We start from the raw sequence: 21,236 nt of genomic DNA on the forward strand, positions 1-21,236 counted from the left end.
CCATCACAAGATTGACAAAACTTATATTGCCGATGCCAGCTCAAATTCACTCATCTTTCTAAATGCTGTTTTCTGACTTTTTCAGCAAGCCCTATTTATCTTTTGTGATTTTTAACCGCAGAGGGCGCAGAGGGCGCAGAGAGATAAGAGACAGTGTGTGTGTGCGATCTTCGCAAATTTGGCTGCGGTTGGTATAATACTGAAGTTTATTTTAAGCGCCAGGGATTGTTAATTTGATTTGGTAAAAATATTTTAGCGGTGCGATCGACTATTCGAGTAAAGAGCGATCGCGTGACGTTCTTTGCGTACTGCGGGCGGTAGGGATAGGTGCAGTGCATGACCTTGATCGGTTTGTCGATCGCATAAACATCTTTCCACTTATCCAAGTAGTTGTAAACAGGGGACAAAGTTGTCATTTTCGGCTTCACAGATTCAATAGCAGCCGCAAAAGCACCCTGGTCTTTCAACAGTAGCACATTTTGATGGGCAACTACCATCTCGAAATTTTTCTTAAATTCTGCGAACAATTGCTGATTTTTACTACTTTTCGTAAAAGCGATAAATCCGCCGTTGTATTGAATGCTATTTTCGTTTAGCGGCAATCCCACAGACTGCAAAGTTGACAGAATATCTTGCTTGACTCTTAATAAATTGCCCGCTTTGGCGATCGCAGGCTGCACGTCTTCCGTCACCAACAAATCCACCCCGTCAAGATAGTCGAAAACTTCATCTATTGGCGACAGCAAACAAATATCGCAATCCATATAAATAGTCTTGTCAAACAGAGATTCCCCGTACAAAGCCAGCTTGGCTTGACGCGACGCTAAAACAGGATTTTCGTGAGAGGGTGCTCTTTTCAATGTGACATTTCCAAATACCAGAAGTAAAGGATATAAAAATTGAGGGACTCTATCGATTAAAATAATAATTGGTTCCCGGTGAAACTTCCTGACAGAGGCCAGAAAATGAACGCAATCTTGGCAAGAGTAAAGACCGGTTAAAATAGTGATAAATCCCTTATTTTCTAGTTTCATTAGTGCGTCCACTCCCAAAAACTCTCGCTCCAGTCTTCTCGCTCGTGAAAAACTCCTTCCCATTCATAAAAATGTACAAAATCTTTCAGGTTAATTATTTTATTGACATTTCTAATCATGTAAAGAGGTTTATCTCCATAAAAAGAAGCCCACATAGTATAACTGCTAGGCGGCCCGACAATATAGTCGCACTCAGCCAAAGCATACAAATCTTCAATTAAGTGACCGCTGCCAAATTCACAGTTAAAATCATTAAATATATTGGGATTTTGTTGAAGATTAGAACAAATCAAAAAATTGATATTTTGTCCTTCAAATAGCTTTACGGCAGATTTCATGACTTCTATATATTGCTGAGTTGTGTAAAAGTATCTCCCCTTTTGATGCTGGGCATAATCGCCTTGACGGATGTGAATTCCGACGATTAGATCCGAGTTGTTTTTGACATTTAATATCAAACGCTCTACATTAATTGTATATCGCTCTAAGGGCGCAAAGTAGGCTCTAATCTTGTCGGCGTGCTTGTGTAACTTGGGAACATCTTCTACAAACCAGCCATCTCGAAACAGCCAGCCTTGAAAACAAATAATTGAACTGCGATCGATTTGTTCTGCATCCTGATATTTTGTCCAACTAAAAGGTTTTTTTCGGGTAAGTTTTTGCGTTTTTAATACTTTGTTATCGCTGAAATACTTGATTAATTTATAATATTTACTTCTGATAAACTTGTTACCGGCTGCGGTAAAATATGGAGGATAACAACACAAAAAATTCCTCGCTGTTCCTGAAAAAAATTCTGCATATTCCTCAAAAGCCGGATTGAGAACGGTCAAATTATGCTCGATCGCCCAAGCTATGAAGTTGGCAAACAGCAGCAGTCGGTTGCCGAGTTGTCCCGATTTAGCAGATATTATCAACATACTCGCCTTTTTTGTTAAGATCGGGTGCGCCACAAGCACCCTACATAATAGTAAGGTGCTTGTGGCGCACCCTACAGACTAAGAGCTGTGGCGTTTTTGGTGCCACTGCCAAGCGTGAGTTACAATATCCTTAATGTCGGGATATTCTGGAGACCATCCCAAGGTTTCGATCGCCTTTTTGCTGCTACCAACTAAACTAGGCGGGTCTCCCGGACGCCGATCGCACTCCACAGCCTTAATCTCTTTTCCCGTCACTTGGCGCGCCGTTTCTATCACCTCTTTCACCGAAAATCCGCCGCCGTTCCCCAAATTAAAGAAATCAGATTTGCCGTCATTTAGCAAATATTCCAATCCCAAAATGTGAGCCGACGCCAAATCGTTAACGTGAATGTAATCGCGGATGCAAGTACCGTCAGGAGTATCGTAATCCGTGCCGAAAATTGCGATCGCATCTCGTTTCCCCAAAGCAGCGAACAACACCAGCGGAATCAGGTGAGTTTCGGGATTGTGATCTTCTCCTAACAACCCGTTCGGGTCGGCCCCAGCCGCGTTAAAATAGCGGAAACAAACAGACTTAAAATTGTACGCAGCGTCAAAATCCGACAAAATCCGTTCTACCATTAACTTAGTAGCACCGTAGGGGTTGATCGGATTTTGCGGGTGGTCTTCTGTGAGCGGGATTTTCTGCGGTACGCCGTAAGTCGCGCAAGTAGAAGAAAACACCAATTTCTTGACGCCAGCACCAATCATCGCTTCCAAAAGGGTAATTGTGCCGATGACGTTGTTGCGGTAATATTTAGCTGGGTCGGTAACAGATTCGCCGACGTAAGCGTAAGCAGAAAAGTGCATTACCGCATCAATTTTGTGGGTGGCGAACAAGTTGTCGAGCAAAGTGCGATCGCTCGTCTCGCCAACTACGAGCTCTACCTGCAAAGCCCGATCTACTATATCTCGGTGTCCGTAAACTAAATTATCTAAAATCACTACACCGTAACCGGCGTTTTTCAGCGCTAATACCGCGTGAGAGCCAATATATCCTGCTCCGCCCGTTACCAAAATTGTTGGTTTTTCTGTACTCATTTTATTCTGGGTTGTTTTGTAACTGTAACTGTCGGTGAGATTGCTATACGGTTGGGTTAAGTTTGTTTATTCCCCGGAGATCCCCCCTAACCCCCCTTCAAAAGGGGGGGACAAGAATCCGATCGACAGTCAACCCCTACTCCCCTTAAGAAGGGGGACGCGAGATAATTCTCTTGTCCCCCGATTTTTTAGGGGGACGCGAGATAATTCTCTTGTCCCCCCCTTCAAAAGGGGGGTTAGGGGGATCGGCCTTAACTGTCAACTGAAAAGTTCAATCGATGAACTTGAGGCGACCAATTTGGATGTAATCAAATATCCGATTGATTTGATATCGGTCTTCCTCTGAAATTTTATCATCAGATAGGATAGTAGAAGTCAAAACTAAGTGTTCCCGGCGAGAGATTTTGCCAGACGCGACAATCCGATCGACCATTTGAGAAATTGTTAAGTTGGATTTGTTTTGAGATGTTCGCATTTATTCGATCGCATTTATGTCAGAATAGTTAAAGCTGCTTGCAGTTGTTGACCCAAAAATGAGCGATACCAGACCGCAATTCAATTTGTGGAACCCCAGAAATAAGGTATCAGAATTTTACTCCCAAAGATAGATGCGCGGATTTTATAATTCTGCGTTCTGCCTTCAAAGAGCGTTCAAACTAATCCAATTGTATATTAATTTTCCAACAGAGGCAGTCTTATATGCAGGTGTATCGGATTCCGGTATTGTCCGACAATTACATTTTCTTGCTGCACGATCGCGATCGCCATACAGCAGCAGTCGTCGATCCAGCCGTCGCAGAACCAGTCTTGCAGCAAGTGCGATCGCTCGGAGCGGAGTTAATAGCAATTTTTAATACACACCACGATCGCGATCACGTAGGCGGCAACCTGGAACTGATCGATCGCTTTCCCCAAATCACAGTTTACGGCGGCGCCGAAGACAGAGGCAGAATACCCGGACAGCAAGTATTTTTGCAAGCGGGCGATCGCGTAGAATTTGCCGGCAGAACCGCTTCCATGTTCTTCGTACCCGGTCACACAAAAGCCCACATAGCCTACTATTTCCCGCCCAGCAACGCAGGGGAAACCGGCGAATTGTTCTGTGGGGACACTTTGTTTGCTGGAGGCTGCGGCAGACTCAAAGAAGGCACTCCCGCCCAAATGGTAGCTTCCCTCGAACAATTGCGAAACTTGCCCGACAGTACCAGAGTTTGGTGCGCCCACGAATACACGCTGAAAAACTTGCAATTTGCCATTAGCGTAGATGGCGACAATCTTGAGTTACAGCAGCGCTTGGCCGCAGTTAAAGAAGCGCGCAGCCGATCGCAACCTACCATACCATCATCGATCGGCATTGAGAAAAAGACAAACCCCTTTTTGCGCTGGGATTTTCCTAACCTCCAATCAGCGGCAAACAGCATCGATCCAGTCCAAACCTTCGCTCGATTGCGCGGCATGAAAGACCGGTTTTGACAAGTAGCAAGAGCGTGTCAACTTAATGTAAAACGTAGTATCGACCTACTGTTTGACAATTAAGCTCCGATCCCCCCTAGCCCCCCTTCTTAAGGGGGGAACAAGAGTCTTCTCTTTCGTCCCCTTTCTTAAGGGGGATGCGAGGGGGCTCGAGATATGTGCAACGACCCATTAAATTGGTATTAGATTGAATTGTTACCCTGGTTAAATCAAAAGTTCCTCGGAATTATTTCCTTATATATAGATGAGCGCGCTCGGCTTGACCAAAAGTAAAACGACCGTTGTCAGAAGATGAAAAATGTAGGCAATACTGAACCAGAACCGAAAATTGACGCCTCTGTTTCAGAGGATTCTAACACAGCACTCTACCAGGGCGAGGCTTTGCTCGCAACAGATGTAGGGATGGTTCTGCAATTGGCAGACGGCGGCATTCAGGCGTGCAATTCTTGCGCCGAGAAACTGTTGGGAATCACAGCAGAACAGATGCAGAGCAACACTTCCATAAACTGTCCGTGGCAGACTGTGCGCGAAGATGGATCGGATTTTCCCGGCGAGACGCATCCGGCGATGGTGGCGCTGCAAACCGGACAACCCTGTTCAAATGTCATCATGGGTTTTTATCAGCCGCAGGGAGAATTGATTTGGTTGAAACTGAATTCTCAACCTTTATTTCAGGGAGATCGATCGACTCCCTACGCAGTAATTACCACCTTCACCGCAATCGATCGACCAGGGTCACAATTCGTCAATCACGCGCCCGCCCAACAACTCTCAGACACCCTCGAAAGTATTTCCGACGGCTTTTTTGCTTTGGATAGAAACTGGCGGTTTACCTACGTTAATTCTCAAGCGGCGCGGTGGCTGAATCGAACCTCAAAAGATTTGATCGGGAACAGCGTTTGGGAAGAGTTTCCCGAATCTGCGGGGAGTTTGTTCGAGCAGGAATACCTGCGCTGCAACCGAGAGCAAGTTACAGTTAGTTTTGAATCTTTTTATCAGCCACTCAATGCTTGGTATGCGGTACGAGCTTATCCGATCGCCTCGGGAATTGCTGTTTATTTTCAAGATGTCACCGACTCCAAAGCGGCTCGGGCTGCTGCGATCGAACAAGCGCAAATGGCGCAGCAACAACGGGGAGAAATTGAGGCAATTTATGCTAGCGCGCCGATCGGACTTTGCTTTATCGATACTGACTTGCGATTTGTCCGCATCAACTCGCGCCTCGCAGAAATTAACGGAGTGACCGCCGCCGCCCACATCGGCAAAACATTGCGCGAAATCTTACCAGAACAAGCCGATGATTTAGAGCCGCTTTACCGACAAGTTATTGCAACTAAAGTTCCCCTCGAACAGCTCGAAGTTGGGGGGACAAACTCAGCGCAGCCGGGAGTAGAACGCACTTGGCTGTTGAGTCTTTATCCGCTGACATCCGAGGACGATCGCGTGCTGGGCGTGAATGTGACGGTGCACGAAATTACCCATCGCAAAGCTGCCGAAAAAGAAATTCAACGGCTCAACGAGGAACTAGAGCGCAGAGTTAATGAACTGCAATTAATCCTCGATGCTGTACCCGTCGGGATTGCGATCGCCCGCGACGCGCAGTGTCATGTAATTCGCACTAACAAGTTTGCTCAGTCGATGCTAACAGTGCCGCCGGATGCCAATGTTTCTGCAAGCGGAGACGAAGCTGCACTGCTTCCGTTCAGACTATTTAGCAACGGCCAGGAAATCGGGCCAGCAGAGCTCCCAATGCAGCGGGCTGCGGCTTCGGGCGCCCCCGTGCGAGATGCGGAATTTCAAGTGGTGCGATCGGACGGAGTGGCGTTTGATTGGTTGATGAATGCGATGCCGTTATTTGACGGGGAGGGCGCTGTTCGCGGCTGTGTGGCGGCCTTTGTGGATATTACCGATCGCAAACAAGCTGTTGCTGCTTTGCGCCGCTCCCAGGAACGCTACCGCACTTTGTTTGAGTCCCTAGACGAAGGTTTTTGCGTCATCGAAATGCTGTTTGACGACAACGACAAGCCGATCGACTACCGCTTTTTGGAAGTCAATCCCGCCTTCGAGAAACAAACCGGACTCGTACAAGCTGCGGGTAAAACAGCGCGAGAACTCGTTCCAGAACTCGAAAATTTTTGGTTTGAGATGTACGGCAAAGTTGCGCTGACGGGGGAACCATTGCGCTTTGAACACGGCTCGGAAGCCATGAACCGCTGGTTTGAGGTTTCGGCGTTCCGCACTCCTGAGCCGCACAGCCGCAAAGTCGCCTTGCTTTTCAAAGAAATCAGCGATCGCAAACAGGCAGAAAATCGCCTGCGGCAACAGGAAACGCAACTGCGCTTGTTCGTCAAACACTCGCCTGCGGGGGTAGCGATGTTTGACCGCGAGATGCGGTATATGCTGGCGAGCGATCGCTGGCTGACAAGTTACGGACTGGGCGATCGAAACATTGTAGGCCGATCGCACTACGACATCTTTCCCGATGTACCCGATCGTTGGAAACAAATCCACCAGCGCTGTCTGGCGGGAGCAGTCGAAATGTGCCCAGAAGATCCGTTTCCCCGCGCTGATGGGTCGATCGACTGGGTGCGCTGGGAAATTCACCCTTGGCGAACCAACAGCGGCGAGATTGGCGGGATCATGATTTTTTCCGAAGTAATCACCGAGCGCAAAAACGCTGAACAGGCGCTCTCTGCTGCCTCCCAGCAAGTTAGCAATATTTTAGAAAGTATTACCGATGCCTTTATTGCGATCGATTCGCAGTGGCGCTACACCTACGTTAATGCCGCTGCTGAAAAACTGCTTTCTCGATCGAGAAACGACTTGCTAGGTCGATCGATCTGGGAGCTATTCCCCGCCGAGGTAGAATCCAATTCGACGCTGTATCAAGAATTTCATCGAGTGGTTAACGAGCAAGTTTCTGTCAAGTTTGAAGAGTTTTCGCCGTCGCTTCAAATATATGTAGAACTCAGCGCCTATCCAGCCGCCGAAGGACTTACGGCTTATTGGAGCGATATTAGCGATCGCAAACGTACAGAAGAAGAACTGCGGCAAAAGAATGCTATTTTGAACGTGATTAACGAGTCAGCGCCCACGCCAATTTTTGTCAAAGATCGAGCAGGATGTATTATTTATGCAAATCCAGCTACGCTTGAGGCGATCGGCAAACCGGCTGCGGTCGTAATTGGGCGGCGCGATCGCGATTTATACCCAGTAGCAGAAAGGGGAGCGATCGTCAGCGCCAACGATCAGCGCATCATGGCATCCGGTCAAACAGAAGTTGTCGAAGAATCTCCCGACGGAATTCGGACATTTCTGGGAATGAAAGCTCCCTACCGCAATGAAGCGGGAGAAGTAATCGGCTTGATTGGCATTTCCAACGACATCACAAATCGCAAGCGAGCCGAAGTCGCGCTGCAAGAACAAACTAAGTTATTGCAAGTAATTATAGACAGCATTGGTGACGGTTTGATTCTCGCCAACCCACAAGGGGAATTTGTGCTGTTTAACCGAGCCGCGGTGGGGATGTTCGGTCAGCTAACGAATGAAAAATCTCATGAGGAATGGTCGAGCACCTACGGACTATTTTTAGCCGACCAAAAAACCCTTTTCCCCGAAGAGGAACTACCTCTAACCAGAGCAATCAAAGGTGAATATGTCAATGATGTAGGGATATTTGTCCGCCGCCAAGATTGCGAAGGTCGCTGGGTCAGTATCAGCGGTTATCCGGTGGTTGATACTAGCAGCACCATCAAAGGCGGAGTAATTGTCTGTCGGGATATCACAGAACGCAAACAAGCAGAAGCAGCGCTGCTTGAGAGCGAAGCGCGATTCCGCAATATGGCTAACAACGCTCCATTTATGGTCTGGGTAACAGATTCCACAGCCTACCGCACTTTCGCGAGCGACAACTGGTATAAATTCACAGGTCAAACTGAGGAAACAGCTTTGGGATTTGGTTGGATAAACGCAGTGCATCCAGAAGACAGAGAATACGCCTTGAAGGCATTTTTGATGGCCCACGAAAGCCAGGAACCTTACAGCACAGAATTTCGCCTGGGGGGCGCGGATAACCGATATTATTGGGCGCTGGATGCGGCTGTTCCCAGATTTACCGAAAGCGGACAATTTGAGGGTTTTATCGGTTCTGCGATGGACATTACAGAGCGCAAACAAGTGGAAACCGAGCGCGATATGGTTCTGCAATTGGAACAAACGGCGCGCGCGGAAGCCGAGCGGGCTAACCGGATTAAAGACGAGTTTTTGGCGGTGCTTTCTCACGAGTTGCGATCGCCCTTAAATCCAATTTTAGGGTGGTCGCAACTGCTGCGCGGCGGCAAGCTGAGCGCGGCTAAAACCGCCCAGGCCTACGAGACGATCGAGCGCAACGCCAGACTGCAATCTCAATTAATCGAAGACTTGCTCGACGTGTCTCGGATTCTGCAAGGAAAACTCCGATTGAATGTTGCTCCGGTGAATGTCGCAACAATTATATTGTCTGCTTTGGACACCGTGCAATTAGCAGCAGAAGCTAAAAAGATTCAAATCGAAACAATCTTAAATCCCGATGTCGAACTTGTTCTCGGCGATACAGGTCGCTTGCAGCAAATTGTGTGGAATTTGTTATCGAACGCGGTGAAATTCACGCCAGAAGGCGGTCGAGTTGAAGTTAGATTATCGCAAATCGCACGGGAAGTTCAAATTCAAGTTTCAGACACGGGGAAAGGTATTGTTCCCGATTTCTTGCCCTATGTTTTCGAGCATTTCCGACAAGAAGACGGCGCTACAACTCGCAAATTTGGCGGCTTGGGATTGGGATTGGCGATCGTCCGCCAACTGATCGAACTTCACGGCGGAAGGGTGTTTGCAGAAAGCCCCGGAGAAGGTCAAGGAGCGACGTTTACGGTGAGGTTGCCGCTATTAAATGATGATTCTAGAAAGCAGGAGGAGGAAGAACGTCATTCATCTGAGAGTGCCGGTATTTCATCTTTACCGCTGGCAGGATTGAGAATTTTGGTGGTAGATGATGAGCCGGACTCGCGCGATTTTGTCGCTTTCGTGCTAGAGGAAGCGGGTGCGGAGCTGATTTCGGTGTCATCTGCTGCTGAGGTGCTGCGATCGATCGCCCAAACTGCACCGGATTTGCTCGTCAGCGACATCGGAATGCCCGAGATGGACGGGTATATGCTGATACGTCACATCCGCACTCAACTGGCGCCAGAGTATGGGGGGCTGGTGGCGATCGCCCTAACGGCCTATGCTGGAGAAGCGAACGAGCGCCAAGTTTTGCAAGCCGGATTTGACAAGCACTTATCGAAGCCGATCGATCCGACTCTGTTAGTTACGACTGTAGCGCGGGCGATCGGCAGAGCGTAAAACACCCCTCATAGGTTCGACCGTTCGGACTTCAGTCCTTCTCGATCGGGTTCGTAGTAAGCATTAGGGCGTGTTTTCTTGCCTCTGAGATCCCCCCCGGCCCCCCTTCCCAAGGGGGGAGAAAGAGTCTAAAAGTCCCCCTTCCCAAGGCTGCTGTGTACACACAAGTCAGGGTTGAGCTAGTTGCCATCCCCAAAAGATGGACTCAAATTTCCTCAAACCCTGTACCAGAGTAGCAATTCCGGGGGGACGCCCTGATTGATAGCCAGACCATCCTCCCAATCTAGCAATCAACCAAGTTGCCCAGGGTAAGGAGCGTTTAGGGTGAGGGTTTTGCAACTTTTTAGTCCTGCCTTCTAGCTTTGGCTCCAATTGCTCCAGGAATGATTGCTGCTCCTTGGTGAATGCCAAAGTTGCTTCGAGGTCTGGTTTATCCCGGCCCTCCACCAATTGAAGCGTCCTTAGCGCCACCCCTAGCCCCAGAATCGTCAATCGTTGAATGGCTTCTATGGATTCTAGTTGGGTCGATTCAATATCTAAACCATCGCGTTTAAGTGCGGCAAATAGTTGTTCAATCCACCACCGCCAGCGGTACCACAAGACAACTTGTAAAGCTTGTTCAATAGACTCGACGGGATGGGTCGTCAGCAGTCGCCAGAGAATCGGTTTTTGACCCGTCGGCGGACTGACTTCTCTGGCTTCAACGGCCCATAGTCCCACATAGTCTGGATAGTCCTCTGCACTCAGGTTATCCGGTCTTTGAATTTGAACGGGTGTAAAACGAACGGCTAACCATGCGCTGCGGGCTGTCCGGTTGATTCTTGCGTCCGCTAGAACTTTGACAGAATAGGTGCCCTGAACCTCTTGCTGACCCAAAAATGAATACAAAGAATCAGATTGATGATGCAATCGACGATCCTGACGAACCCTGACCAGTAGATGGTTATAGCCATCAGGAATTCTAGCCCATGCTTCATAGATATCGCTTTCACGGTCTCCAATATGCGTCACTAACTTAGCACCGCCGCCTTCGAGACACCGACCAGAACTTTCAGCAGAGTCAATCCATTTAAAAGATTCCTTGTCTTCAATGGGTAATTTCTGGTAGTTTCGCTCCTTTTTTGTCTTATGGTCAGCTTCCCGAGTCCAGAGTTGAACGTGACTCAATCCCAGAGGAAAGCCGGACTGTGCATCCAATATCAGTGTTGGATGAAGGAAAAAGCCCACATCTTGATTGTTCCCGACAACACCTAACGACTTAGATTTCAATCGTCCAGCATGGGCTTGCAAGTTAATCTCACTGCTGTCGTTGATGGCCTTGACATGACGGCCATTTACTTGCTGTTGGCAATGGTCTGACAGACTACGAACAAGTTCGGATATCGTCACATTCTCATTCTCTATGAAGCGGTAATATCCCACCTGCTCAGCCCGATTACGGCTAATTCGGCGAATATTTATCGAGTGATGCTGGCTGATTGCCTCGTAAAGTGAAGCCCCCTTTTTACCAGCCGAGGGTCTCCAAAGGCGGTTTGTGGGAGGTTAGCGGCATGGATTAAAATGGGGCTATTCATATCTGATAATGCTTTCAGCGCTTTTACTCTAGTTTAGAGCAACTTGTGTGTACACAGCAGCTTCCCAAGGGGAGTAGGGGTTGACGCAAGAGAAATGGACGGTTCCCCCCTTAAGAAGGGGGGCGCCTGGGCGATCGAGGCCCTAATCGTCAGACAGCAGACTGAAACTACGTTTAACCTGGTTGTTGACACTTTCGGAGGGTTAAATCCGTTAAATCCGCTACAAAATCCGTTGCCGAACTTCCTTCGCTCTTGCGATCGCCCCTCAAACTTCGCTATTATAAACAGTTCGAGTTAAAACCCAGAAGCAAAGATCATGGCCAAGCGCGTCCAATTAGTTTTAAACAAAGATGTCAGCAAACTCGGCAAAGCTGGCGACGTAGTAGAAGTAGCCCCAGGCTACGCCCGCAACTACCTAGTACCCCAAGGAATGGGATTTAAAGCCACTCCAGGCATTCTCAAGCAAGCAGCCCGCCGCAGAGAAGAAGAAAGACTGCGCCAGCTAGAGCTCAAGCAGCAAGCAGAAGTCCGCAAAACCGCCCTGGAAGCAGCCGGGCCTTTCATCATTTCCAAGCAAGTCGGCGAAGGAGACGCGATTTTTGGTACTGTCACCAACCAAGAAGTAGCAGAGCTGATTTTCAACTCTACCAGTCAAGAAGTCGATCGGCGTGGCATCACCCTACCCGAAATTCGCGGCATTGGTACATACAAAGCTGAAATCAAACTGCACGCAGAAGTTACCGCCGAAGTTGATATTCAAGTTGTCCCGATGTAATTGGGAATTGGGAATTGGGCATTGGGAATTGGGAATTGGGCATTGGGAAGAAGGCCAAACAGGTCATTGGGCATTGGGCATTGTCATTTGTTTTTATAATAACCAATAACCCATAACCCATAACTCATAACTCATAACCCATAACCCATAACTCATAACTCATAACTCATAACCAATTCCCCATTCCCCATTCCCCATTTTCAATAACTAATGAGCGATTTGATGCCGACAAATATAGAGGCAGAGGAAGCAATTTTGGGCGGGATTTTAATTGACCCCGAAGCTATTTCCCGAATTGCTGAGCTTTTGCGTCCCGAATTTTTTGCCATCAGCGCTCATCAAGTCATTTATCGATCGGCATTAGGGCTATTTTTGCAAGGTCAACCGACGGATTTAATGACCGTAACGACTTGGCTGACGGATCGCAACCAGTTAGAACAAGTCGGAGGATTAACTAAATTAGCACAATTAGTCGATCGCACAGTTTCAGCAGTCAACATCGACCAATATGCAGCTTTAGTCGAAGACAAATATCAGCGGCGCCGATTGATCGAAGCGGGCAACAACATAGTACAATTAGGTTACGAGACATCAGCGCCACTAGAAACAGTCTTAGACCGTGCCGAACAAGAAGTTTTCGGCATCACTCAAGACCGCCCGCAACAAGATTTAGTATCGATCGGCGAAACCCTAAACCAAACATTTCAAGACTTAGAAAATCGCAATGAAGGCCTCACGCTTCCCGGTATTCCGTGCGGTTTTTATGATTTAGATGCCATGACAGGTGGCTTTCAGCGATCGGATTTAATCATCGTTGCTGCCAGGCCGGCAATGGGAAAATGCCAAGCAAGCTCTACCATAACGCTTCAAAGCGATGGAAGCCTTGCTACCATTGAAGAAATCTATCAAAAACGTCAAGCTGAATTACTAACTTTAGGAAAAGATTGGAAGTTTCATCTAACTAAACCATCAGCTTTTATAGATGATGGAATTAAGCCTGTATTCCGCGTCACAACAAGACTCGGACGCTTTATAGAAACTACAATTACACATCCATTTTTAACGATTAAGGGATGGCGGCAGTTGGCGGAGATACAAGCAGGCGATAAAATTGCTGTACCCCGCAGGATGGATGTTTTTGGTAAAGAAACCATTCGTGACTGTGAAGTTAAGTTATTGGCTTATCTAATTGGCGATGGGTGTTTGACACGCAGCGCGCCGCACTTCACCAATGGAAATACTGCTATACTAGAAGACTTTGCTAAGGCTGCTACTAGCTTCGGAGGTCTTAGGCTGCGATACAACGATCAAGGGAGACGCGCACCAGAATATTACGTCATGGGCGATCGAGACAGTTACAAAGACAAAATATCTTTCTTTGGTCTGAATTTGCAAAAAGTCCTTAAAGAACAACATTTGTATGTTAAAGAATTTGCTAAAATATTGAAGGTTTCACCCGATTTAGCCTCGGATTGGGTGCTAGGATTGGCATTCCCAAAGCAAAAATTATTTAGTCGCATCTGTGAAACTTTAGATGTCGCTCCCAAAAAACTAGCCAGCCCGGGACTGGAGGCTATTAATACCTTGCATCAAAACCCGCTGAGATTCTGGTTAGAAGAATTAGGTCTGATGGGGAAAAATGCTCACCAGAAAACAGTACCAGATATAGTTTTTAAATTAGAGCGATCGCAAGTTGCCCTTTTCCTCAACCGCCTCTTTTCCACTGACGGCTGGGCTACCCTACTTACCAGCGGTCAATCTCAACTAGGCTACTGTTCTGTCAGCGAAGGACTAGCTAGACACGTACAGCATCTACTGCTGAGATTTGGTATCATTGCTGCCCTCAAAAAGCGCTCTGTCAAATACAAAAATACTCGCAGACCAGCTTGGCAAATCGATATTACTGATGCTATATCTATCAAAATATTTATATCAGAGATTGGCATTTTTGGCAAAGAAGAAGCATTATTTAAAGTTAAAAAAGCACTAGAAAACAAAATATCTCACAATAACCGTGATTTAATTCCTGTCGAGGTTTGGGAATACATAGCATTAGCCAAAGGCAACGAATCTTGGGCATCCTTAGCAAAACGCGCAGGCATCAAAGGTTATTCCAATATTCACGTTGGTCAACGTGCGCTGTCCAGGCAAAGACTTTTGGTTTTAGCAACTGCTTTAAATAATTCGTGGCTGAAACAACTGGCAGATAGCGAGGTTTACTGGGATGAAATAGTTTCGATCGAACCGATGGGAAACAAGCAAGTCTATGACTTAACTATCCCGGAGACACACAATTTTGTGGCTAATGATATCTGCGTTCACAATACGGCCTTTTGTACCAACATCGCGCACCACATCGCCGCTGGACAGCAGAAACTGCCGGTTGCCGTTTTTAGCTTGGAAATGTCCAAAGAACAGCTAGTGCAGCGCATTCTGTCCAGTGAAGCCAAAATAGAAAGTAATAGGTTGCGATCGGGCAGAATCAGTCAAAATGAATGGGAACCCATCAGTACAGCCATTGGTAACTTATCAGAACTACCGCTGTTTATTGATGATACTCCTAATATTACCGTGATGGAGATTCGCTCCAAAGTCCGCCGCCTCCAAGCAGAACAAGGCGGATCTCTCGGATTAATCTTGCTAGATTACCTGCAATTAATGGAAGGTAGCAGCGACAACCGCGTGCAAGAATTATCTCGAATTACAAGAAGTCTCAAAGGTTTAGCCCGCGAGATCAACGTGCCGATTATTGCTTTGTCTCAGTTGAGTCGAAGTGTGGAAGCCAGGACAAATAAGCGGCCGATGATGTCGGATTTACGGGAAAGTGGATGTCTGAGTGGTGATAGTTTAGTTACTATGGCTGATAGTGGATTAGAAGTCCCGATTCGCGATTTGGTCGGTAAATCTGGCTTTGCTGTTTGGGGATTAAATTCACATACCCTGAAACAGGAAAAAGCGATAGTGACTAATGCTTTTTGTACAGGGGTAAAGCCAGTCTGGGAGATGACAACTAGCTTGGGAAATTCAATTAAAGCAACAGGCAATCATAAGTTCTTTGCATCAGATGGTTGGAAGCGTTTAGATGAATTAAAAATAGGCGATCGGATTGCTATACCTCGATCTATTCCTTGTACTGAAGTGCAGACGATGGGTAATGCTGAATTAGCTTTACTAGGACATTTAATTGGTGATGGTTGTACTTTACCCCGACATAGTATTCAGTACACGACGCGAGAATTAGATTTAGCTGAATTAGTTGCACATTTGGCTACAGAAGTATTTGGTGATGAAATTAATTCCCGTATCAAACGCGAACGTGATTGGTATCAAGTTTATCTCCCTGCTAGTTATCATCTCGCTCCCAATATTAAAAATCCGATTACTAAATGGCTAGAACAATTAGAAGTCTTTGGTTTACGTTCCCATGAAAAATTTATTCCCAGTTTAGTATTTACCCAACCCCAAGAATCGATCGCTCTTTTCCTTCGACACCTATGGGCAACTGATGGTTGTATCAAACCGGCTAAAGGGAAGAAATGTCTTTATCCAGCTATTTATTATGCCTCTAGTAGCGAGAAGTTAGCCAGAGGAGTCCGTTCTCTGTTGCTTAGACTGAACATCAATGCGGCTGTCAGAGTTGTTTCTCAAGGTGGAAAAGGGCGTACACAATATCAAGTTTGGTTGGGAGGAAAGTCAGATATAGAAATATTTGCGAATGTAATCGGTGCAGTTGGTAATTATAAAAAATCCAGTTTAGAAGATGTGAAAGTATATCTCAATAATTCTGAATGTGGGAAGACAAATCGGGATTTAATTCCGAATGAACTTTGGCGAACTCAAGTCAATCTTGCCCAAAAACGCCTTGGTTTAACCATCAAACAGATGCAAGATTGCTTGGGTATGCGTTATTCAGCCACAACGGATTACAAATGTGATATTGGTCGAGAACGCACACATCAGTTAGGGAATATTTTGGATGCCGAAGAGATATGCAAGCTAGCTGTTAGCGATATCTATTGGGATAAGGTGAAGAAAATTGATTTTTGTGGTGAAGAAATGGTTTACGATATAACAGTCGAAAATCTTGAAAGCTTTGCCACACAAGGTTTATATGCCCATAATTCGATCGAGCAAGACGCCGACTTAGTAATTATGCTTTACCGTGATGAATACTATAACCCTGATTCGCCCGATCGCGGAATTGCCGAAGTAATCATCACCAAACACAGAAACGGCCCCACAGGAATCATCAAACTATTATTTGACGCTCAATATACCTCCTTCCGCAATCTCGCATCTCCGAAGCGCTCTTAAGAAGGAAGAAGGAAGAAGGAAGAAGGAAGAAGGAAGAAGGAACACACAGCAAGCTTGAGCGCGATCGATATTTTACGTTTAATTAGGTCAATTTACTTAAATCAACCAGGATTTACACAGAAACCCGGTTTCTTAAAAAAACCGGGTTTCTCCACACCGTCAAAGTTTTACGCTTAGTTAAGTTAAGCTACCTAGCCAGCGATTTTCAATAATTCCACATCAAAAATCAGCGTAGCATTAGGAGGAATCACCCCGCCCGCACCGCGAGCACCGTAACCGAGGTCTGGAGGAATAATCAACTTGCGGCGTTCTCCAACTTTCATTGTACCGACGCCTTCATCCCAACCCTTAATTACTTGACCGACACCAATTTTGAACTGAAACGGAGAATTGCGATCGCGCGAACTATCAAATTTCGTGCCATCCTCCAAAGTGCCAGTATAGTGCACTACAACCGTCTGGCCGGTTTTTGGAGTCGCCCCATCACCTTCTTTCAATTCAACATATTTCAGACCTGAATTTGTGGTGACAGTTGTCTCAGTTTTTTCAGTATTACCAGTCATGTTATTGCCAGCGATAGTAGCTGGTTCTTTTGGTACATTAGCATCAGCTACTAGCAAACTATCTTCAGTGAAAGACTTCGCTGAGAGTATCTCAAGCGCAGCATCGGTTAAAGGATTATTCACTTCGGAGGCAACTGCTGTAGGTACATAACCGCTCATTTGAGCGACTATCAAAAACACAAAGCAAACTAGCATTACCCCCAAGCTGACCAGAATTCCTTGCAAAATTAATCCTCCTGATACTTTTAACGGCGGTCTCTCAGATATCTAAGATATCTTGTACAACAAGAACTACAAAATTTTATCTGAACTTTTTCGCCAAAAGATGGCGGGTGCCAGTGAATTTTAAAGGCAAAAGAAAGTATGAAGTCAGAATGTTTGTAATTCTACCTTCTGCTTTCTACATAAGTGCCCGATCGAGCCTTCTGCGTTCGGGTGACAATTTTATCACAAAATAGCAGCAAGTGCCCGATCGCACTTAGCGCCAGTTGCGGTTTTCCAAATCCCGCATCTGACGTTCGAGACGATCGAGCCTGCCGCGCAACTCATCCATTTCCGACTGTCGGGGAACGCCCATATCTTGCAGGATATTGCGGAGTTGGCGCTGCAACTGCGTATCCCAATTGCCCTGTTCGGACTTGAGGTGCTCAGTCATGTCATCGACAAAGGTTTTGGCTTGCTCGGGATTGATTTTGCCATCTTTGACCCATTGCTCGCTGGCTTCCTGCAATTTTTCCGCCACCAAGGAGGTAGTACCAATGCCCAGCATTACCAGTTGTTTGAGTAAGTTGCTATTGTTATCCATAGATTTTTCCTACTGTTTGCCCCAAAATACCCGATCGGCTCAGGTCGCCTGCGGTCGCTGCGAAACTCTTTGTACAATTTTAGTTACATCAGCACTGACCTACCTTTCTATTTTGGAGCATCTAGCAGCCTGCTGGCGAGTCTAACCCGCCAATGGGCGTTCGGAAAACCCGCATTCAAAGCCTGCCGACAAAATTACCCCACCACCCTGCTATCCAATGCCTGAGTGTCCCCGCTGTCACCAACCTGTAGACTCCCGAGCGATCGCCTGCGCGCACTGCAAAACCCCTCTCAAAGCTTTCGGTCATCCGGGTATCCCGCTTTATCGATCGACATCCGCAGAATTTCTGTGCGCTACCTGTATTTACCACGAAGACGACACCTGCAACTACCCGCAGCGTCCCTTCGCCAAAGAATGCACGCTTTATCACGATCGATCTGAGCCGCTGGTGCCGCAGACGAGCCGTTACATCAGCGGTGGTGTGCCGCAATCTATCAAAAATTGGTGTCAGCGAAATATCATTTGGCTGGCTTTATTTGGTTTAATTATTATCAGCATTGCCCTGTCCATTTAATCTAATTATATCAAGCGTAGAATAGAGATATCTGCGTCGGTCGGGCTTGCTATGCGGTTCATTCTCTAAATTATCCATGAGTTACGTATTCGGCATCGACGGCGGCGGAACTAAAACTATCTGCATCTTAATGGACGAAAACAGAGTTGTTTTGGGACGCGGGGAAGCTGGGCCGTCAAATTATCAAACCGTGGGAATCGAGACAGCAAAACAATCGATTGAATTGGCGATCGAACGAGCAGTTCTGTCCGCTAAAATCCAGCCAAATAGCAATCTCAACATAGAAGCAATTTGTCTGGGACTAGCAGGCGTGGCGCGTCCCAAAGATATTGAAATAGTGCAATTTGTAGTGCAGAACTTGCAGTTGGCGAAGACTTTACCAGTAACCCGATCGCTCTTACCGAGGAATATCCTAATTTGCAGCGACTGCGCGATCGCACTTGTCGGCGGTATCGGCAATCCAGTCGGTATCGCCGTTATTGCTGGAACTGGTTCGATCGTTTTCGGGCAAAACCGTCAAGGGAAAACTAAACGAGTCGGCGGTTGGGGATATATTTTAGGCGATGAAGGTAGCGGATATGACATCGCTGTTGCCGGTTTGCAAGCTGCTTTGAAGTTCTATGACGGACGCTCGGAGTTTACCGTGCTGGCCCAAAAATTTCAACAGCATTTAGGTCTAAATAACCTGGAAGAATTGGTAGAAGTCGTTTACCGGCGCGGTTGGGGAGTGACAGAAATTGCAGCTTTAGCGCCGATTGTCGATCGAGCAGCAGCAGAGGGCGATCGCGTCGCTGACGGCATTATTAGTCGTGCTGTGGCAGAATTAACATTTTCCACCGAAACAGCTATTTCAGCGCTGTTTAGCCCCACAGAGGAATTTGAAATTGTGACGATCGGAGGTGTGTGGGGTTCAGAAGCTAATTTCCGGGGTAGGTTTGAAAGTGCGATAAGTGCGATCGCCCCGAATGCTAAGGTAATTTTGCCCCGATCCGAACCAGCTTTCGGTGCAGCGTTGTTAGCATTAAACGCTCTCAAGAATTAAGCTCGTCCGGCGCTTCCTGCTAGGATTTCAGCTTAACTGCTAAAAGGACGATGAATCCCAATCTCTCCTTTATCTTCCTTATCTTCCCGATCGCCCCAGCCTTGCCAATTTTCGAGATTTTGCCAAAATTAAAAATTCTTGATTATCTACCTTATCTTCCCAACTTGCAGAATCTCTACCTGCCATCATTAAAACATCAAATGAATCCGAAACGCGAAACAGATTTAGCAGTAGTACATTCCTAAGTAAAACAAAACAAAACCAAGGAGACAAATTATATGATTACTTCTCACAAATGGCGCTCAGCAACAGCAGCAATCCTCGCAGTAGGCATTACAGTTGCAACCAGCGCGCCTCTGGTGGTAGCTACTCCCGCAGAAGCTCAACAACGAATTTCACAATATGATAGCATCCGAATTCCGTCTGGCAGTGTAATTCCAGTTAGCTACGAAAAAGAAAAAATTGTTGTTACCCGCGATGAAACTGCACCTTTAACTTTAACCGTATCGCGAGACATCCGCACAGATCGAGGAAGAGTATTAATCCCCGCAGGCAGCCAAATTGTCGGGGAATTGCGACCGGTTAGAAGGGGCAATCAAAGGGGTACTCAATTTGTTGCCAGAGAGTTAATTGTCAGCCGCCGCCAACGCTATCGGATTGATGGCTATTCCGGAGTTATTACCAGAACCGAAAGAGTTCAAAAAGGTGCCGGCACAGGTTCAGTAGCGCAAGGTGCAGCATTAGGCGCAGCAGCAGCAGCAGCCCTAGCAGGCATTACCGGGGACAAGGCAATTGCCACTGAAGAAGTATTGGGAGGCGCTGGCATCGGCGCATTAGCGGGAGTATTGTTGGGGCGGCGCAGTGTTGACGTGATCGTGATTCGCCCGGAAGAAGATTTATCAGTCAGATTGCGATCGGACATCGTGCTGCGGTAATATTAGAATCTTCCGATTAAGTATTTGCAGCAAAACATTGTCGATCGCCCGCCTTGTGGTCTCCCGATAATTGGCCAGGCATACATGTTAAGGTTTTGAACAGCCTTATATTCCTCAATACTTCCAGCCCTTCCCAACCTGATTTCTATCACGACTCTAGCAAAGCAGCCATTTTAGGCGCTTTCTAGCCCTTACTGTGACTCGTTTACCTACCTCCAGTGTCCATCTAGCAATATTCTAGAGCTTGGTAATAAGGTACTGTCTACATTGTCTACACTGTCTACATAATAAAAAACCCGCCGGGCTAGGGCGGGCTAGATACTTATCCTAAAGTAGGGAGCTAAAGTAGGGAGCTACTTGCTAGAACACAATTAACATAATCCTCATTCCCATGGGGCGGACTTGAACCGCCAGCCAACCGTCATTTTAAAAGCTCTGCCACTTGAGCTACCATGGGATTGCCATTTCTGTAAACGGCTAAGACTATTATAGACTGTAACTGCTTCAATACCCGTAGAACCAGGTACACCCGCAATGCTTCAGTGGCAAGGAATAGTCTAGGCATCGCATTTTCCAGTATCGCTGTCCATCAGCGCCAACCATGCTTAGCCCCCCCCTGAGTTCCCACATCCGCCGGAACGAGGCTCTACCCTGTTCAATCATCTCGCCCGTGGTATAGAACCCATTTGAGATCTTTTTAGGCGGCTAGTCGCTTGAGCATCAGCCGAATAAAGCATAGTTTGAGCTTGGCGTTGGAACGTTCGAGTGTGC

The 21,236-nt window shown here is 46.8% G+C and carries 15 protein-coding genes and 1 tRNA gene; 8 read left to right on the forward strand and 8 right to left on the reverse strand.

Going from position 1 to position 21,236, the window contains the following annotated elements:
- Positions 1-206: 206 nt before the first annotated feature.
- The 4 genes from JGK39_RS24315 to JGK39_RS24330 all read right to left on the reverse strand — a co-directional run bounded on the left by JGK39_RS24315 (position 207) and on the right by JGK39_RS24330 (position 3,509).
- The gene (locus JGK39_RS24315; protein WP_293258879.1) at positions 207-860 is read right to left on the reverse strand and encodes a hypothetical protein; all 654 of its coding nucleotides are present in this window, start codon (positions 858-860) and stop codon (positions 207-209) included.
- A gap of 173 nt (positions 861-1,033) precedes the next feature.
- A complete protein-coding gene (locus tag JGK39_RS24320) occupies positions 1,034-1,954 on the reverse strand; it encodes an alpha-1,2-fucosyltransferase (RefSeq protein WP_293258881.1) in 921 nt (306 codons plus the stop codon).
- 78 nt (positions 1,955-2,032) lie between these two features.
- Entirely contained in the window at positions 2,033-3,034 is a 1,002-nt protein-coding gene (gene galE, locus JGK39_RS24325; protein WP_293258883.1) for a UDP-glucose 4-epimerase GalE, read from the reverse strand.
- A 271-nt stretch (positions 3,035-3,305) separates the two neighbouring features.
- Entirely contained in the window at positions 3,306-3,509 is a 204-nt protein-coding gene (locus JGK39_RS24330) for a hypothetical protein (RefSeq protein WP_293258885.1), read from the reverse strand.
- 224 nt (positions 3,510-3,733) lie between these two features.
- Here JGK39_RS24330 and gloB point away from each other — a divergent pair, with 224 nt between their 5' ends.
- Positions 3,734-4,507, forward strand: a complete 774-nt coding sequence (gloB, locus tag JGK39_RS24335; RefSeq protein WP_293258887.1) for a hydroxyacylglutathione hydrolase — start codon at positions 3,734-3,736, stop codon at positions 4,505-4,507.
- A gap of 291 nt (positions 4,508-4,798) precedes the next feature.
- The gene (locus tag JGK39_RS24340) at positions 4,799-9,883 is read left to right on the forward strand and encodes a PAS domain-containing protein (RefSeq protein ID WP_293297671.1); all 5,085 of its coding nucleotides are present in this window, start codon (positions 4,799-4,801) and stop codon (positions 9,881-9,883) included.
- 168 nt (positions 9,884-10,051) lie between these two features.
- Here the strand turns inward: JGK39_RS24340 and JGK39_RS24345 are convergent, their stop codons facing one another.
- On the reverse strand, positions 10,052-11,362 hold the full coding sequence (locus JGK39_RS24345; RefSeq protein ID WP_293258899.1) for an IS4 family transposase: 1,311 nt from the start codon (positions 11,360-11,362) through the stop codon (positions 10,052-10,054).
- A 411-nt stretch (positions 11,363-11,773) separates the two neighbouring features.
- On the opposite strand from JGK39_RS24345, the gene rplI reads away from it, so the two are divergent.
- Positions 11,774-12,232, forward strand: coding sequence for a 50S ribosomal protein L9 (gene rplI, locus JGK39_RS24350; protein WP_293258891.1), 459 nt, complete (start codon positions 11,774-11,776; stop codon positions 12,230-12,232).
- A gap of 210 nt (positions 12,233-12,442) precedes the next feature.
- On the forward strand, positions 12,443-16,546 hold the full coding sequence (locus JGK39_RS24355) for a replicative DNA helicase (protein ID WP_293258893.1): 4,104 nt from the start codon (positions 12,443-12,445) through the stop codon (positions 16,544-16,546).
- A 191-nt stretch (positions 16,547-16,737) separates the two neighbouring features.
- On the opposite strand, the gene JGK39_RS24360 is transcribed toward JGK39_RS24355, so the two are convergent.
- Both JGK39_RS24360 and JGK39_RS24365 read right to left on the reverse strand, forming a co-directional pair.
- Positions 16,738-17,334 (reverse strand): FKBP-type peptidyl-prolyl cis-trans isomerase, encoded by a 597-nt coding sequence (locus JGK39_RS24360; protein ID WP_293297674.1) that lies wholly within the window; start codon positions 17,332-17,334, stop codon positions 16,738-16,740.
- A gap of 253 nt (positions 17,335-17,587) precedes the next feature.
- Positions 17,588-17,914: a phasin family protein gene (locus JGK39_RS24365; RefSeq protein WP_006634797.1), complete on the reverse strand. Its 327-nt coding sequence runs from the start codon at positions 17,912-17,914 to the stop codon at positions 17,588-17,590.
- Between the two features lie 217 nt (positions 17,915-18,131).
- Here JGK39_RS24365 and JGK39_RS24370 point away from each other — a divergent pair, with 217 nt between their 5' ends.
- From JGK39_RS24370 to JGK39_RS24385, 4 genes are all read left to right on the forward strand, one after another.
- Positions 18,132-18,488, forward strand: coding sequence for a zinc ribbon domain-containing protein (locus JGK39_RS24370; RefSeq protein ID WP_293258901.1), 357 nt, complete (start codon positions 18,132-18,134; stop codon positions 18,486-18,488).
- Between the two features lie 76 nt (positions 18,489-18,564).
- Entirely contained in the window at positions 18,565-19,530 is a 966-nt protein-coding gene (locus JGK39_RS24375; protein WP_293258895.1) for a BadF/BadG/BcrA/BcrD ATPase family protein, read from the forward strand.
- Between the two features lie 50 nt (positions 19,531-19,580).
- A complete protein-coding gene (locus JGK39_RS24380) occupies positions 19,581-19,775 on the forward strand; it encodes a hypothetical protein (RefSeq protein WP_293178421.1) in 195 nt (64 codons plus the stop codon).
- A 33-nt stretch (positions 19,776-19,808) separates the two neighbouring features.
- A complete protein-coding gene (locus tag JGK39_RS24385; protein WP_293258897.1) occupies positions 19,809-20,465 on the forward strand; it encodes a hypothetical protein in 657 nt (218 codons plus the stop codon).
- Between the two features lie 387 nt (positions 20,466-20,852).
- Here JGK39_RS24385 and JGK39_RS24390 read toward each other — a convergent pair.
- Positions 20,853-20,922 (reverse strand) — tRNA-OTHER (locus tag JGK39_RS24390).
- Positions 20,923-21,236 lie beyond the last annotated feature (314 nt).

This window comes from Microcoleus sp. PH2017_12_PCY_D_A, assembly GCF_020738565.1.
Taxonomy (GTDB): Bacteria; Cyanobacteriota; Cyanobacteriia; order Cyanobacteriales; family Microcoleaceae; genus Microcoleus.

Bases quoted from the DNA above. Each gene is read 5' to 3' on its own strand.
- JGK39_RS24320 (WP_293258881.1), bottom strand. From the start codon at position 1,954: ATGTTGATAATATCTGCTAAATCGGGACAACTCGGCAACCGACTGCTG.
- galE (WP_293258883.1), bottom strand. From the start codon at position 3,034: ATGAGTACAGAAAAACCAACAATTTTGGTAACGGGCGGAGCAGGATAT.
- JGK39_RS24330 (WP_293258885.1), bottom strand. From the start codon at position 3,509: ATGCGAACATCTCAAAACAAATCCAACTTAACAATTTCTCAAATGGTC.
- gloB (WP_293258887.1), top strand. From the start codon at position 3,734: ATGCAGGTGTATCGGATTCCGGTATTGTCCGACAATTACATTTTCTTG.
- JGK39_RS24340 (WP_293297671.1), top strand. From the start codon at position 4,799: ATGAAAAATGTAGGCAATACTGAACCAGAACCGAAAATTGACGCCTCT.
- rplI (WP_293258891.1), top strand. From the start codon at position 11,774: ATGGCCAAGCGCGTCCAATTAGTTTTAAACAAAGATGTCAGCAAACTC.
- JGK39_RS24355 (WP_293258893.1), top strand. From the start codon at position 12,443: ATGAGCGATTTGATGCCGACAAATATAGAGGCAGAGGAAGCAATTTTG.
- JGK39_RS24365 (WP_006634797.1), bottom strand. From the start codon at position 17,914: ATGGATAACAATAGCAACTTACTCAAACAACTGGTAATGCTGGGCATT.
- JGK39_RS24370 (WP_293258901.1), top strand. From the start codon at position 18,132: ATGCCTGAGTGTCCCCGCTGTCACCAACCTGTAGACTCCCGAGCGATC.
- JGK39_RS24375 (WP_293258895.1), top strand. From the start codon at position 18,565: ATGAGTTACGTATTCGGCATCGACGGCGGCGGAACTAAAACTATCTGC.
- JGK39_RS24380 (WP_293178421.1), top strand. From the start codon at position 19,581: ATGAATCCCAATCTCTCCTTTATCTTCCTTATCTTCCCGATCGCCCCA.
- JGK39_RS24385 (WP_293258897.1), top strand. From the start codon at position 19,809: ATGATTACTTCTCACAAATGGCGCTCAGCAACAGCAGCAATCCTCGCA.